The 14,431-nt window shown below is 68.2% G+C and carries 10 protein-coding genes and 1 pseudogene; 6 read left to right on the top strand and 5 right to left on the bottom strand.

Annotated features, from left to right (window positions below; genetic code table 11):
* Nucleotides 1-73: 73 nt before the first annotated feature.
* The 5 genes from CBM2586_RS23560 to CBM2586_RS23540 are packed head-to-tail and all read left to right on the top strand — an operon-like array spanning nucleotide 74 to nucleotide 6,351.
* The gene (locus CBM2586_RS23560) at nucleotides 74-1,360 is read left to right on the top strand and encodes an MFS transporter (protein ID WP_115690153.1); all 1,287 of its coding nucleotides are present in this window, start codon (nucleotides 74-76) and stop codon (nucleotides 1,358-1,360) included.
* 4 nt (nucleotides 1,361-1,364) lie between these two features.
* Complete coding sequence (locus CBM2586_RS23555; RefSeq protein WP_115664320.1) at nucleotides 1,365-2,120, top strand: LamB/YcsF family protein; 756 nt, start codon at nucleotides 1,365-1,367, stop codon at nucleotides 2,118-2,120.
* A gap of 33 nt (nucleotides 2,121-2,153) precedes the next feature.
* Entirely contained in the window at nucleotides 2,154-2,966 is an 813-nt protein-coding gene (locus CBM2586_RS23550) for a putative hydro-lyase (RefSeq protein ID WP_115690151.1), read from the top strand.
* Nucleotides 2,967-3,004: 38 nt separating this feature from the next.
* Entirely contained in the window at nucleotides 3,005-4,615 is a 1,611-nt protein-coding gene (gene pxpB, locus CBM2586_RS23545) for a 5-oxoprolinase subunit PxpB (RefSeq protein ID WP_115690149.1), read from the top strand.
* A 5-nt stretch (nucleotides 4,616-4,620) separates the two neighbouring features.
* Complete coding sequence (locus CBM2586_RS23540; protein WP_115664323.1) at nucleotides 4,621-6,351, top strand: acetyl/propionyl/methylcrotonyl-CoA carboxylase subunit alpha; 1,731 nt, start codon at nucleotides 4,621-4,623, stop codon at nucleotides 6,349-6,351.
* 446 nt (nucleotides 6,352-6,797) lie between these two features.
* Here the strand turns inward: CBM2586_RS23540 and CBM2586_RS23535 are convergent, their stop codons facing one another.
* Entirely contained in the window at nucleotides 6,798-8,411 is a 1,614-nt protein-coding gene (locus tag CBM2586_RS23535) for an alkaline phosphatase D family protein (RefSeq protein WP_115664324.1), read from the bottom strand.
* 309 nt (nucleotides 8,412-8,720) lie between these two features.
* On the opposite strand from CBM2586_RS23535, the pseudogene CBM2586_RS23530 reads away from it, so the two are divergent.
* Nucleotides 8,721-9,002 (top strand): annotated as a pseudogene (locus tag CBM2586_RS23530) (MBL fold metallo-hydrolase); the annotation flags it as partial.
* Between the two features lie 719 nt (nucleotides 9,003-9,721).
* Here the strand turns inward: CBM2586_RS23530 and metC are convergent.
* The 4 genes from metC to CBM2586_RS23510 all read right to left on the bottom strand — a co-directional run bounded on the left by metC (nucleotide 9,722) and on the right by CBM2586_RS23510 (nucleotide 14,373).
* Nucleotides 9,722-10,936, bottom strand: coding sequence for a cystathionine beta-lyase (metC, locus tag CBM2586_RS23525; RefSeq protein WP_115690145.1), 1,215 nt, complete (start codon nucleotides 10,934-10,936; stop codon nucleotides 9,722-9,724).
* A 59-nt stretch (nucleotides 10,937-10,995) separates the two neighbouring features.
* Entirely contained in the window at nucleotides 10,996-11,997 is a 1,002-nt protein-coding gene (locus tag CBM2586_RS23520) for a Bug family tripartite tricarboxylate transporter substrate binding protein (RefSeq protein ID WP_115690143.1), read from the bottom strand.
* Nucleotides 11,998-12,063: 66 nt separating this feature from the next.
* Nucleotides 12,064-13,686 carry a rhodanese-like domain-containing protein gene (locus tag CBM2586_RS23515; protein WP_115690141.1) on the bottom strand — a complete coding sequence of 541 codons (1,623 nt, stop codon included), beginning with the start codon at nucleotides 13,684-13,686 and terminating at the stop codon, nucleotides 12,064-12,066.
* A 99-nt stretch (nucleotides 13,687-13,785) separates the two neighbouring features.
* Nucleotides 13,786-14,373 (bottom strand): hypothetical protein, encoded by a 588-nt coding sequence (locus CBM2586_RS23510; protein ID WP_115690139.1) that lies wholly within the window; start codon nucleotides 14,371-14,373, stop codon nucleotides 13,786-13,788.
* Nucleotides 14,374-14,431: the final 58 nt, after the last annotated feature.

Here is a 14,431-nt window from a genome sequence, read left to right as displayed (position 1 = left end):
AAAACGGAATCGTCGGCAAGTCAGTGCGGCGAGCTTTTTCCCACGCTTTGTCCTTGTCCTAGTGAGCGCAGCCATGTGGCTTAAAGAAACTACCGGAGCAGAGCGCAAGACGCTCTTTGCCGCCTTCGTCGGCTATGGCGTCGATGCCTTCGACTACATGATCTACACCTTCATGATCCCCACGTTCATCCTCGTGTGGGGCATGACCAAGGCCGAAGCGGGCTATATCGCGACCGGCGCGCTGATCAGCTCGGCCGTCGGCGGCTGGCTGGCCGGGATCCTCGCGGACAAGTACGGCCGCGTGCGGGTCCTGCAGCTGACCGTGCTCTGGTTCAGCTTCTTCACCTTCCTGAGCGGGTTCACCAACTCGCCCGAGCAATTGTTCGTCACCCGCATGCTGCAAGGCCTGGGCTTCGGCGGCGAATGGTCGGTCGGCTCGGTGCTGATCGCCGAGATGATCCGCGCCCGCCACCGCGGCAAGGCCGTTGGACTGGTGCAAAGCAGCTGGGCGGTTGGCTGGGGACTTTCGGCGATCGCGTTCTGGGCAGTCTATGCCGCGTTCGAGCAGCAATACGCATGGCGAGTGCTGTTCTGGATCGGCGTGCTGCCGGCGGTCTTTATCCTCTACATCCGCCGCAATATCTCGGAACCCGAGGTGTATCAGGAAACCAAGGCCAAGCTGGCCCGCACCGGGCAAAGCAATAACTTCATGCTGATCTTCAAGCCCGGCGTGCTGCGCACCACGGTGCTGGCCAGCCTGCTCGCGACTGGCATGCAAGGTGCCTACTATTCGGTGACGACCTGGCTGCCGACCTATCTCAAGATGGAGCGCAACCTGTCCGTGCTCAATACCAGCGGCTATCTGATGGTGCTGATCGCAGGCTCATTCGCCGGCTATCTGACCAGCGCCTGGCTGTCCGATCGCCTGGGACGCCGGCGCTGCTTCATGCTGTTCGCAGTGAGCGCAGCCATCCTGGTGATCTGCTATACGCAACTGCCGATCACCGACGCGGCGATGCTGCTGCTTGGCTTCCCCTTGGGATTCTTCCTGTCTGGCATCTTTTCGGGCATGGGGGCTTACCTGACGGAACTATATCCGAGCCATATCCGTGGCTCCGGACAAGGCTTTTCCTACAACTTCGGGCGCGCGGTCGGCTCGGTGTTCCCGGCCATGATCGGGCACATGAGCGCATCGATGTCGCTGGGCGTGGCCATCGGCTATCTTGCCGCGGGCGCCTATGGGTTGGTCGTTATCGCTTGCCTGCTGTTGCCGGAAACTCAGGGACGCGAACTACTCGGCGAGACCGAGGCTGGCACGGAAGGACCGGCTGGCGCAGCAACTTCGCGGACGGCAGCCTGACGCCATGCATATCGATCTGAACAGCGACCTCGGCGAGAGCTTCGGCGCCTGGAGCATGGGCAACGATGCCGCCATGCTGGATATCGTCAGCAGCGCCAACGTGGCCTGCGGCTTCCATGCCGGCGATCCGGCCGGCATCCTGCAGACGCTGAAGGCCGCGGCGGAGCGCGGCGTGGCCGTGGGCGCGCACGTTTCGTATCCCGACCTGCAGGGCTTCGGCCGCCGCAACATGGACGTGGCCAGCGCCGACCTGGTGGCCGACGTGATCTACCAGATCAGCGCGCTGTCGGGCATGGCCGCGACCGTCGGCACCACGGTACGCTACGTCAAGCCGCACGGCGCGCTCTACAACACCATTGCCAGCGACGAACGCCAGGCGCGCGACGTGATCGCCGCCATCCGCGCGGTGAACCCGGAACTGGCGCTGGTGGCGCTGGCGGGCTCGCCGCTGGTGGGCTGGGCGCGCGAGGCCGGCCTGCGCGTGATCGCCGAAGCGTTCGCCGACCGCGCCTACACGCCGCAGGGCACGCTGGTGTCCCGCCGCGAGAAGGGCTCGGTGCTGCACGACGCCACCGACGTGGCGCAGCGCATGCTGCGCCTGGTGCGCGAAGGCACGGTGCAGGCCATTGACGGCAGCGTGGCGCGCGTGGAAGCGCAATCGATCTGCGTGCATGGCGACAGCGACGGCGCGCTGGGGATGGCGCGCGCCGTGCGCGCCGCACTGGAGCGCGACGGCATCGCGATCCGCACCTTTGCGTGAGCCGGCCGCCCTGAACACACTGGAAAAATACCCATGCAAGCATCCGCACTGGAACGCGCCCGGATCGCCGCGGTGAACGCCGCCCGCGAAGCGCGCGCAAGCTATCGCGCCGGCACCGTGCAGCCCACCGCCGGCGTCGCGCCGGGCATGACGCAGGCCAACATGATCGCCTTGCCGCGCGACTGGGCCTGGGATTTCCTGCTGTACGCGCAGCGCAATCCCAAGGCCTGTCCGGTGCTCGACGTGATCGAGGCGGGCGCGCACCAGACCCTGCTGGCCGAAGGCGCCGACGTGCGCACCGACATCCCGCTGTACCGCGTCTGGCGCGACGGCAAGCTGGCGGAAGAGGTGGCCGACGCCACGCCGCTGTGGGCCGAGCATCCGGACCTGGTCACCTTCCTGATCGGCTGCAGCTTCACCTTCGAGACGCCGCTGCAAGAGGCCGGCATCGAGGTGCGCCATATCGCCGACGGCTCCAACGTGCCGATGTATCGCACCAGCCGCCAGTGCCGTCCCGCCGGCCGCCTGCATGGCGAGCTGGTGGTGTCGATGCGGCCCATCCCCGCGCACCGCGTTGCCGATGCGGTTTCCATCAGCGGGCGTTTTCCCTCGGTTCACGGTGCGCCGGTGCACGTGGGCGACCCGGCCGCGCTGGGCATCGCCGATATGGGCAAGCCTGACTTCGGCGACGCCGTGCGCATCGAGCCAGGCGAGATCCCCGTGTTCTGGGCCTGCGGCGTGACGCCACAGGCGGCCGTGATGGCCTCCGGCGTGCCATTCGCCGTGACCCACGCGCCGGGCCATATGTTCATCACCGACGTGCCGGACAGCACGTACCACGTCTGAGACCGCCGGGTCTCGCCGGGTCTTTTGCGGAGCTAGTCTTGCGTTTCCTGCCCGTCACCTCGAATGCCCTGCTGGTAGAGCTGGCCGACCTCGACCAGACCCTGGCCCTGCTGGCCTCGCTGCAGCGCGATCCGCTGCCTGGCGTGGCCGAGCTGGTGCCCGCCGCGCGCACCATCCTCGTTCACTTCCGCCCGTCGGCGACCAGCGCCGCCGCGCTGGTGCGCGCCATCGCCGCGCGCGACCTGTCGCAGCGCGTCGAGCGCAGCGATATCCTGGTCGAGATCCCGGTGCGCTATGACGGCGAAGACCTGGCCGAGGTCGCGCAACTGCTCGGCATCACGCCGAAGGAAGTGGTGCGCCGCCACACCGGCAGTGAATACACCGTGGCCTTTACCGGGTTTGCCCCGGGCTTTGCCTACCTCAGCGGCGGCCATCCCAGCTTTGACGTGCCGCGCCGCAGTACGCCGCGCACGCGCATTCCCGCCGGCGCCGTCGGCTTGGCGGGCACCTTCAGCGGCGTGTATCCGCAGGCCAGCCCCGGCGGCTGGCAGATCATCGGCGTGACGCCGGTGGCGATGTGGGACCTGGAACGCTATCAGCCCGCGCTGCTGCAGCCCGGCTATCGCGTGCGCTTTGTCGATATCGCAACGCTCAATGGCGTGGCGCACCCGGTCGGCAGCGTTGCCGCGGCGCCGGCGCGCCAGCCAGTGCAGTCCGTGCAGTCCGATGGCGCGCCCGCAGCCGCGGCGCTGAAGGTGAAGGGCACCGGCCTGCAGACCCTGTTCCAGGACCTGGGCCGGCACGGCCAGGCGGGGCAGGGCGTCTCGGCATCGGGCGCGATGGACCAGGCGGCGCTCAAGGCGGCCAACCGGCTGGTGGGCAATCGCAGCGATGCCGCGGCGCTCGAGACCATCGGCGCCGGCCTGCAGCTGCAGAGCGTGGGCGAGAGCGTGGTGGCCGTCACCGGCGCCGATGCGCCGCTGACGGTGCGCACCGCCGATGGCCGTCAATGGGACGTCCCGAACCACCAGGCCGTGGCGCTTGCCGATGGCGACACGCTGTCCATCGGCCAGCCGCTCGCCGGCGCGCGCTGCTACGTCGCCGCGCGCGGCGGTTTTGCGGTCACGCCGGTGTTGGGTAGCTGTGCCACCGACACGCTGGCCAAGGTCGGCCCGGCGCCGCTGGCAGTTGGGGATGTGATCGACCTGCGGCAGGCTCCGGCGGGTGCCATCGTCGGCGCCCCCGAAACGCCCGCCGAGAACCTGCCCACGGTGGAGCAGGAAGTCGTGCTCGACGTGGTGCTCGGCCCCCGCACCGACTGGTTCACCGCCGAATCCGTACAACGGCTGGCCACGCAGCGCTGGCAGGTCACGCCGCAATCCAACCGCGTGGGCCTGCGCCTGGCCGGCGAAGCGCCGCTGGAGCGCGCCATTGCCGGCGAGCTGCCCAGCGAAGGCACCGCGCTCGGCGCGCTGCAGGTCCCGCCGAGCGGCCAGCCCGTATTGTTCCTGGCCGACCATCCGCTGACCGGCGGCTATCCCGTGATCGGTGCCGTGGCGCCGCATCACCTCGACCGCGCCGGACAAATCCCGGTCGGTGCCTGGCTGCGCTTCCATCCCGTCGGCGCCTTCGAAGAACTGCAACCGTAACTGCCATGAAGAAAGTCCTGATTGCCAACCGTGGCGAGATCGCCGTTCGCATCATCCGCGCCTGCGCCGACTATGGCGTGGCCTCCGTCGCCATCTATGCCAACGCCGATATCGACGCGATCCACGCGCGCCTGGCCGACGAAGCCTACGGCCTCGACGGCGACCGCCCGGCGGACACGTACCTGAACATCCCCAAGCTGCTGGAGATCGCGCGCCGCAGCGGCGCCGACGCGGTGCACCCGGGCTATGGCTTCCTGTCGGAAAGCGAAGCCTTCGCCCGCGCGGTGATCGATGCCGGCCTGACCTGGATCGGCCCGTCGCCGGAAACGATTGCCCGGCTGGGCGACAAGGTGGAAGCCCGCAAGATCGCGCTGCAGGTGGGCGCGCCGCTGGTGGCCGGCACGCCCGACCCGGTGAGCGATGCCAACGAAGTGCTGGCCTTTGCCGAGCGCCACGGCCTGCCCATCATCATCAAGGCGGCGTTCGGCGGCGGCGGCCGCGGCATGAAGATCGCCTGGCGCATGGATGAGGTCGAAGAGCTGTACGCGTCGGCCGTGCGCGAGGCGGTCACGGCCTTCGGCCGCGGCGAATGCTTCGTCGAGCAGTTCCTCGACAAGCCGCGCCATATCGAAGCGCAGGTGCTGGCCGACCGGCACGGCAACGTGGTGGTGCTCGGCACGCGCGACTGCTCGCTGCAGCGGCGCAACCAGAAGCTGGTGGAAGAGGCCCCGGCGCCGTTCCTGAGCGACGAACAGCGCGCCCGCATCCACGCCGCCGCGCGCGACATCTGCGCCGCCGCCGGCTACACCAGTGCCGGCACCGTCGAGTTCCTGCTCAGCGCCGGCGGTGCGATCTCGTTCCTGGAGGTCAACACCCGCCTGCAGGTCGAGCACCCCGTGACCGAGCAGACCACCGGCGTCGACCTGGTGGTCGAGCAGCTGCGCGTGGCCGACGGCCTGCCGCTGTCGATCACCGAAACGCCGGCGCCGCTGGGCCATTCGATCGAGTTCCGCATCAACGCCGAGGACGTCGGCCGCGGCTTCCTGCCGACGCCGGGCCCGGTGCAGCGCTTCGAGGCACCGTCCGGCCCGGGCGTGCGCGTCGATTCCGGCGTGCAGACCGGCTCGGTGGTGCCCGGCACCTTCGACTCGCTGATGGCCAAGCTGATCGTGACCGGCGCCACGCGCGAGCAGGCACTGGCGCGCGCGCGCCGCGCGCTGCGCGAGTTCCGGATCGAGGGCGTGGCCTCGGTGCTGCCGTTCCACCGCGCCGTGATCGACCACGCCGATTTCCTGGGCGCCGACGGCTTCAAGGTCCATACGCGTTGGATCGAGTCCGACTTCACCGAGCCGCTGGCCGCCGCCGTGCGCGCCGAGCCGCAGCCGGATGGCAGCCTGCTGCGCACCGCGATCGAGATCGACGGCCGCCGCATGGTGCTGGGCCTGCCGGCGCAACTGCTGCGCGGCCTGGCCGAAGCGCCGGGGCAGGGCGGTGCCGCTGCTCCGGCGCCGGCCGCGACCACCAACGCCGCCGACCTGCCTTCGCCGATCGCCGGCACCGTGCAGGCCTGGAAAGTCAACGCGGGCGACGAGGTCAGGGAAGGCGACCTGATCGCAGTGATGGAAGCGATGAAGATGGAGATGCAGGTCCACGCCCATCGCAGCGGCCGCGTCACGTGGCAGGCTGAAACGGGCGTGTTCCTGGCCGCGGGGGCGCGGCTGGCCAGCGTGGAGTGAGTGCGGACGGGCGCCGGCCTATTCGTTGGCCGATTCGTTGGTAGCCGGCGACCTACTTCTTCCGAGCGACAAGAAGCAGGCAAGAAGCGCGTCGCCTGAGCGGCTGGCTATCAAGTTCGCGGCGTGGGTCGTCCTCGCAGTGTTGATTTCCGTTCGATGCGGGTGGTGGTTCGAGCCTGCTCACGCCAAGTGGCCATGCTCAACCCCAAGCGGAGCGCGTCGCGCGCTCGCACATACTATCGCTGGTGTGCCTGTTGGCCACATTTTCCCTGCTTGTTTGCTCCCCTCTCCCGCGCGCGGGTGAGGGGCGGGGTGAGGGCCGGAGCATCAACGAAGCGCAGCGCTCCACTCCGTGGACATGCTGGCCCTCCCCAACCCTCTCCCGCAAGCGGGAGAGGGAGCAGACAATCAGCGGGTTCGTGCCACCGCAGTGTTAAAGGCGCGACCTAGCCCGCGCCGGCGCGCTGCACACCCGGCCGCCTGTCCTCGACCACGAACGCCGCCTGCGTGCCGACCGCGCTGTCGGCGCGCGCCACGTCTTCCACGGCGCGCAGCGTGGCGGCCCAGCGCACGGGCGTGGCCTCGACCACGGTGTAGCCGCGCTGGTCCGGCCGCGCATGCACGATATGCGGATTGCGGGCCACGATCTTAGCCACACTCTGCTCGCTGCTGCCCGAGGCCGAGGCGATGGAGGTCGTGCAGAACTCGCTGGCGATCACGCGGGATGACGGGTCGCCGAAGTCCGCCAGCACATTGCAGGCGTAGTGCTGGTGGATATCGCCGCCGATGAACACGGCATTGCGCGGCGCCGCCGCGGCGATGCTGTCGAGCAGGCGCTGGCGTGCGGCGGGATAGCCGTCCCAGGTATCGCTGTGGAAGGCTTCTTCCGGCGGCGCCTTGTAGTTGCGCCGCGAGAAGATGGTCTGCTGCGCGATCGCGCTCCAGCGCGTCTGGTCGCGCTGGTCCTGCGCCAGCCCCTGTGCCAGCCATTGCTCCTGTGCGCTGCCCAGCATGGTGCGGCGCGGGTGGTAGAGCGCGCTGCATTCGCCGGGCGACACTGCGCTCTTGCGAGGCCGTCCCGGTTCGCGGCAGGGCTGGATATCGCGGTACTGGCGGTCGTCCAGCACATGGAAATCGACCAGCCGGCCCCAGCGATGGCGCGCGTGGATGCTCAGCGCATCGGGCCTGCCAAGGCCCGCCGTCCCGTGCACCAGCGTGCTCGCGCGGATCGGCATGTTTTCATAGAACGCCAGGTAGCCGGCCGTGCGTCTTGCAAGAAACGCGGCCGCCGGCTCGCTGCCCGCGCGTCCCGCATAGTCGTTCTGCACCTCATGGTCGTCCCAGGTGACCAGCCACGGGCACGCAGCATGCATGGCCTGCAGCAGCGGGTCGCTCTTGTACAGCGCGTAGCGGTCGCGGAAGTCCTGCAGGCTGGTCGCGGTGGGCAGGCTGTGCGTGCGCGGCAGCTGCGTCCGCGCGCTGGCCGGCACCGCGCCCTCGTAGATGTAGTCGCCCAGGAACACCACCAGGTCCAGGTCTTCCTGCTGCATCTGCCGGTACGCGGCGTAGTGGCCTTGCTCCCAGCGCTGGCAGGAGGCAAAGGCAAAGCGCACGCGCGGGGCCAGCGTGTCGGCCGCCGGCGCGGTGCGGGTGCGGGCCGGGGCGGTGACTGCGTCGCCGTGCATGAAGCGGTAGAAGTACCAGCGGTCGGGGCGCAGCCCTTCGACTTCCACATGCACGGAATGGCCGAGTTCCGGCAGCGCCTGCGCCTGGCCGCAGCGCACGATGCGCCGGAATGCGTCGTCCTCTGCGACCTCCCACCGGACGGTCAGCGGCCCCTGCAGCGGCGTGGTGCCGAGGGCATCGGCCTGCGGCGTGCCGGGGATGGCGCCGGCGAACAGGCGCGTCCACAGCACGAATCCATCGGGCGTCGGCGCGCCGCTGGCCACGCCCAGCTGGAACAGGTCGCGCTCGCGCAGCGTGGCGGAGATGGCCCAGCGGGGCAGCTGGGTGGCGAGGGCGGAGGCCGCCGCCAGCGTCAGGAAGGTTCTTCTTTGCATGCCGGTTCCGGGATGTCGGTGGTTCGTCTCGCATTGTCCATGTGCAGAACTATAGCGAAACGGTTTTACCGGTTCGGGGCATCGGAAGTCGTCCCGGGTGCACGTGGCCGGCCGCGGCGGGAGGTGGCCGCCGGGTAGCCGAAGGCCTTCCATGGCAACGATCCCGCATTTCTGCCGGACCTCCCTAGCGGGTAATCGACAATGGTCGCTGCAACGAAAGCAACGAAGGTCAGGGCAGTCTCGAAGAACAAGCCTGCCGAAAAGAAGGTCACCGTGCCAACGAAAAAGGCCAGCGTGCTCGCACGTTACCTGTCCGGCGACACCATGCTGTACGTGTGCCACGATTACCCGCCCGATGGACGGGAGCCGGCATGCCGGACCTCCGTGGCCGCGCAGCGCTCCGGCAACATTCATGTGCGGGACGGGGTCGAAGAGGGCGCTTTTGTGGCGATGCGGCGGGCGCGCGACAAGACCCTCGCGATACCGGCGCTGATGCTGCCGTCTCTTCAGGTCAATATCCGCGCCGGGCGCTTGCCGCCGCCCGACGCGAACGGCACGGCCTATTTGCGTATTCCGCTGAATCGATTTTGACGCCCAGCATAGACTGCGTATGTTTTGGACCACGCCGTGGGCATGCCGGAATTGCTGGTGTGCTGCAGGTCAGCCCGGTGCGCGGTTCCGAGCGTGTCTGGACTGCACCAATCGTCTGCTGTAGCCACATCCAGAGTCGGCGATGCAATTTAACATAAGCTTCGTCACCGGCGGCATGATGGCCGTGGCACAGCTGGGCGTGATCGCCAAGAACCTCTCACGCCGGAAGGCCCGGGCATCATCGCGCTGGGCGCCGATCGCTTCGCGGCACTGGGCTATTTGTGCTTTTTCTGCTGATACCAGGCCGTTCCGGACCAGGCCTCCGTGGCCACGCGGCCATCGCCGGGAACGGCAGCCGCGAGGCCGCGCGGGCGGTAGCGGACGCATTGCCGTGGCTGGCAAAAGCCAGCGCGGTTTCCGTCCTGACCGTCAGCGCTGGAAAGCGTGGTCCTGCCATGGAGAATCAAGCCTACCGCGATAGCGCGGACCGACTGGTAACCTGGCTGGCCAGCCACGGCGTCGGTGCCAGTGTGCGAGCCGGCGCGGGCAACCCTGACCTCGTCCTGCAGCAATTCCGCTCAAGGCTGCGGAAATGATGCTGACCCGCGCCTTGTTGCGGCAGCAAGGCATTGCAGTGTTCATGTCGCATTGATGTGGCGGACTGGGAGCCGGTCAAGTGGTTGCTGCTTCGGGCGGGGCCGGATTGCTGGCGCAGCCAGTCACCGATGGCAGGCATGGCCACTTTCCTTTTCCGTAGCGTCGATGTGGGCGATGGCGGCGAACGCCTGGTCGAGGTCGGCCAGCAGGTCCGGCACCGCTTCGAGTCCAATATGCAGGCGGATCACGGTACCGTGCGCGGACCAGCTGTCAACGCTGCGGGCGCGGCGCATGTCGGCCAGCACGGCTAGGCTTTCGAAGCCGCCCCAAGAGGCGCCGATGCCGAACAATCTCAGGTTGTCGATAAAGAGCTCCGGGGCTACCGGGGCCTGCGACCGTAGCGAGAACGAGAGCAGGCCATTGGTGCCGTGGCAATCGCGCCGCCACAGCGCGTGATTGGGATCATGGGGCAGGGCGGGGCAGAAGACCTCGGCCACCTCGGACCGGTCGAGCAGCCACCGGGCAATGGCAAGCGCGGCCGCCTGATGCTGAGCAAGCCGCGCGCCAAGCGAACGGATGCCCCGCTGCACCAGGTAGGCATCGTCCGGGCTCACGGTCATGCCGAAGGCATCGGCCATCGTGGCCAGCGGCTGCCACGCGGCCTCGGTGGTGCACACCGTGCCCATCATCACGTCGGAATGACCGCCGAGGTATTTGGTGGCTGCCATTAGGGAGATATCGGCGCCCAGCTCCAGCGGACGGTAGAGCATGCCGGAGCCCCACGTGTTGTCCGCCGCAACCAGGGCGCCATGCGCATGCGCGCAGGCCGCCAGCGCCGGCAGGTCGCACATTTCATACGCGAGCGAGCCGGGCGCTTCCACATAGACGAGCCGCGTCTCCGGACGCAGCTTGCCAGCGAGATCCGAGCCATTGGCCGCATAGAAGTCGGCCGCAATGCCGTGTTGCCGCAGGAAGCCACTGGCCAGATTGCGTACTGGCTCGTACACGCAGTCGGGCAGCAGGACGTGCTGGCCAGGGCGGACAAAGGCTAGGATCGTCATCGCCGCCGCAGCCAGGCCCGACGGAAACAGCCGTGTCCGGTGACCTCCTTCCAGCGTCGTGACCATGTCCTCGAGCGCGAAGTTGGTGGGATTGCCTCGCGCGCCATACGTGAACAACCGTTCGGTGTCGCGCCGCGCGCGCATCTCGCGCTGCTGCGCGACGGACTCGAACAGCACGGTGCTGGCGCGCACCACAGGCGGGTTCACGGGCTGGCCGCCGGGCACGCTGGCGGTGCGTCCGGCGTGGGCGATACGTGTGGAGAGCGCTTTCGTCATGGCTTGGCTGCAGGTTGGCGCAAGGTGCACAAGGGGTCGCCGCAAGTCGCGTGCCGGGCTCAGTCGACGTGGGCGCCGGAGAGTTTCACGATCTGCGACCACCTCGCAATGTCATCCTTCAATTGCGCGGCGAACGCATCCGGGCTGTTGGCGACCACGGCGCTGCCCCCATCGTTGATGGTCTTCACCACGTCAGGCATCTTCAGCACCTGGACGATGGCGCGGTTCAGCAGCGCGACACGTTCCGGCGAGGTGCCGGCCGGCACGAAGAAGCCATACCAGTCCTCAAAGCGTGCGTTGCGATAGCCCAGTTCCTCAAGCGTCGGCACGTTGGCGAAAATCCCCAGCCGGCGCGGGCTGGTCACGGCCAGCGCCCGCATGCGGCCGGCCTGGATGAAGCCGGCCACAGACGACGTCGAGGTGATCAGCACATCGACCTGCCCACCCAGCAGATCGTTGATAGCCGGCCCGGCGCCCTTATAGGGCACGTGCTGCAGCCCCACGCTGCTGTTTTTGTCGAGGACCACGCCTACCAGGTGCGACAGTGTGCCGTTGCCTGGCGTGGCATAAGTGATCTTCTGCGGCTGTGCCCTGGCCTGCCTGGCCAGTTCCTCGAACGTCCGCCACGGCGCATTTTCCGAGACCACGATCGCCAGCGGCGCGGCGTTGATCTGCGTGACTGGGACGAAGTGCTTGACCGGGTCGAATCCGGGCGTGCGATACAGCGTCGGATTGACCGCCATGATCGACACCTGCGAGGTCAGCACCGTATAGCCGTCGGGCTTCGATTCGGCCACGTAGCGCGCGCCGATGTTGCCGCCCGCGCCACCACGGTTGTCGGTGACCGCGCTCTGGCCCAAGACCTGCGACAGGCGCGTGCTTACGATGCGTGACACGGCATCGTTGCCGCCGCCGGCGGGGAACGGCGACACGATCCGCAGTGGCTGCGACGGAAAGCCGTTGACAGGCGCCAGCGGCTGCGCCAGGGCGGCGGCGGAAAGCGCGAGCGTGCATGCGGCGAACACTCGCCGCGACAGGCGGGATGACATCGGACGGAACATGGGGCGACCTCGAAATTTCTGTGGCGGATGGTGGGGCCTGGCTCGTGGACTGCAGGCGCTTCGGATTCAGCCCAGCGAGGGGAAACGGAACGTGGCCAGCTCCTGGGCATCGAGTTGCGCAATCAGGCCTGTTTCCCAGGCCAGGTATTGCCGCGCGGCGGCCTTGTTGCCGTCGTGGCGGTCATGCACGAAAAAGAGGTAGTCGATACACCGTGCATCGGGCAGCGTATCGGCGCCTTCGCGCACGGCATGGCCTGCATCGCGCCACGCCGTAAATCCGCCCTGCAGCCTGCGCAGGTCGCGATAGCCGAGCGCATTGAGGTCGGCCGCGGCCAGCTCGGCGGGATCGGCGGCATCCGCGTCGCCGACCAGCACCAGCGTGGTGTCTTGCGGCACGCCGCTCAGGTCTTGCGCCAGCCGCGCGCGAGTAGACCAGCGGGAGCCTGCAATGTGGCCGGCGCGATAGGCCATGCTGCCGCGCAGGTCGAGCGCGAGCATCGACTGGTTCGCGATGCCAGCTGCCAGTTGCGCGGCGTTGACGGCGGGCAGCGCGGTGAGGTCTTGCATTGGGCCATGCGCGGCGCGCACGCCAGTGGCCAGCCCCGCTTCGAGGCCGCCCGCGAGCACCACGGCGTCGTGCCCCATCTGACGCAGCCAACTGGCTACCACCGGCGCTCGTACGCCGTCGGCGTCGAACAGCACGAGCCTGGCGCGGCGTACGCCGACAAACTGGTCCGTGGCCTGGATCAGCTGGCCCCCGGGCGTGTGCTGCGCGCCCGGCAGGGTCTGCGTGGCGAACTCCTCGGCGGTACGCACATCGCACAGGAACGTCGATCGGTGGGCTTCGGCCAACCAGGCCGCCGCCTGCGCCGCCTCGATGTGCGGCACCTCGAAACGCCGTGCCAGCGCCCCGGCCGCATCGCGCGCGGCATCGAGGCCGTGTGGGCTGCCGTTGTCCGGATAGCGTGCCGTGCTGCCGTGTTCGAGCGCGAAATCGTTCAGGTACCAACCCTGGGTCCCGTTCTCCAGCGCATAAACCGGATTGGCGACGCCGAAATTGATCAGCGTCTGCGCACCGATGATGCTGCGCGTGCGGCCAGCGCAGTTGATCACGATGGGCGTGGTGGCATCGGGCACAAGGTCGCGCAGGCGATAGGCAAGCTCACCGTTAGGGCAGCAGATCGCGTCCGGAATGCTCATCTTGCGGAATTCGCTGGCCGGACGCCCGTCGAGCACCAGCGGCGCCCCGGGGTCCGCCTGCATGGCCGCCAGTTCCCTGGCGCTGACGCGCGGCGTGTGGTAGTGATGCTCGGCCAGTTCCCCGAAGGTCTTGGACGGCACGTTGACGCCGGCGAACAGCGTATAGCCGGCAGCCACCCATGCCGCCATGCCCCCGTCCAGCACGAAGACGTTCGTGTAACCAAGGCGCGCCAGGGCCCTGGCGGCGGCCTGCGCCACGCCGTCGCCATCGTCTGCCACCACGATACGCGTGCCGGGGCGGGGTGCCAGGCGTCCCACATCGAGTTCGAGCCGGCTGTAGGGCAGGGGAACGGCATAGAAGGGATGGCCCTCGCCATACTGGCCATGCTCGCGCACGTCGAACAGCGCGATTTCGTCGGCATCGTGCAGCCAGCCCTTGAGGGTGGTGGCATCCACGACGGAACAGGCGGCTTGGGAAGCTTGGTTCATGAAATTTGGGCGAAAAGGGGGGTGTCCTCGCGCCACGCGGAGGATCCGGAGGTGTTCTCGGAAAAAGGGGGCGGGGGCGCTGCCCCGTCGGGCAGCGGTCTAGCGGCGGGTCTGTACGCCCATGTTCATGACCTGGCAGCGCCCCGTTTCCAGGTCGAACGTCCGCCGCTCGGTCAGCGTTTCCAGCGAGCGGCCGTACATGTGCAGATGGCGGATGACAGCGTCGCCGCGGATTTCCACCGCATGAATGTCGTCGGGCAGCAGCGCGATGCCGTGGCGCGGGCCGACCTCCACGGTACGGTCGTGTTCGAGCGTGCCGACACCCGGCTGGCTGCCGTCGTCCGTGCGGATATAGACATCATTGAACTCAATGCCGCTCACGCCGGCCACACAGGCCCACGTGGTGTGGTTGTGCGGCGGAATGCGCTTGCCCGGCCGCATCACGTTCAGGTACAGCGCGTAGGTCTGGTCCGGGTCCTCGGCAATCAGATAGCGCGCCTGGCGTTCGTTAGCTTCGGGGGGCGGGTAGTCGGCTTCGCCCCAGAACTCGGTGCGGGCGGCCAGGTCCTCCACCAGCGGCAGTACCTGGGCGAGGCTCTCACGGGTGACACCGCCTTTGGCTACGATATTCCTAATGGATGCGATGGTTTCGCCAACGGCTGACTGGCGCTGTGCTGCGAGGGACATGGTGCGATCAATCCTTGCAATCTCGGTTTTTCGGGGATACAACGATGCTTCGTGTTTC

The sequence above is a fragment of the Cupriavidus taiwanensis genome (assembly GCF_900250115.1).
In the GTDB taxonomy this organism is placed as follows: domain Bacteria; phylum Pseudomonadota; class Gammaproteobacteria; order Burkholderiales; family Burkholderiaceae; genus Cupriavidus; species Cupriavidus taiwanensis_B.
This window is presented reverse-complemented; position numbering and strand designations above follow the sequence as displayed.

Excerpts from the sequence above, each read along its gene's own strand:
- CBM2586_RS23560 (WP_115690153.1), top strand. The coding sequence starts at position 74 with ATGTGGCTTAAAGAAACTACCGGAGCAGAGCGCAAGACGCTCTTTGCC.
- CBM2586_RS23555 (WP_115664320.1), top strand. The coding sequence starts at position 1,365 with ATGCATATCGATCTGAACAGCGACCTCGGCGAGAGCTTCGGCGCCTGG.
- CBM2586_RS23550 (WP_115690151.1), top strand. The coding sequence starts at position 2,154 with ATGCAAGCATCCGCACTGGAACGCGCCCGGATCGCCGCGGTGAACGCC.
- CBM2586_RS23540 (WP_115664323.1), top strand. The coding sequence starts at position 4,621 with ATGAAGAAAGTCCTGATTGCCAACCGTGGCGAGATCGCCGTTCGCATC.
- CBM2586_RS23535 (WP_115664324.1), bottom strand. The coding sequence starts at position 8,411 with ATGCAAAGAAGAACCTTCCTGACGCTGGCGGCGGCCTCCGCCCTCGCC.
- metC (WP_115690145.1), bottom strand. The coding sequence starts at position 10,936 with ATGACGAAAGCGCTCTCCACACGTATCGCCCACGCCGGACGCACCGCC.
- CBM2586_RS23520 (WP_115690143.1), bottom strand. The coding sequence starts at position 11,997 with ATGTTCCGTCCGATGTCATCCCGCCTGTCGCGGCGAGTGTTCGCCGCA.
- CBM2586_RS23515 (WP_115690141.1), bottom strand. The coding sequence starts at position 13,686 with ATGAACCAAGCTTCCCAAGCCGCCTGTTCCGTCGTGGATGCCACCACC.
- CBM2586_RS23510 (WP_115690139.1), bottom strand. The coding sequence starts at position 14,373 with ATGTCCCTCGCAGCACAGCGCCAGTCAGCCGTTGGCGAAACCATCGCA.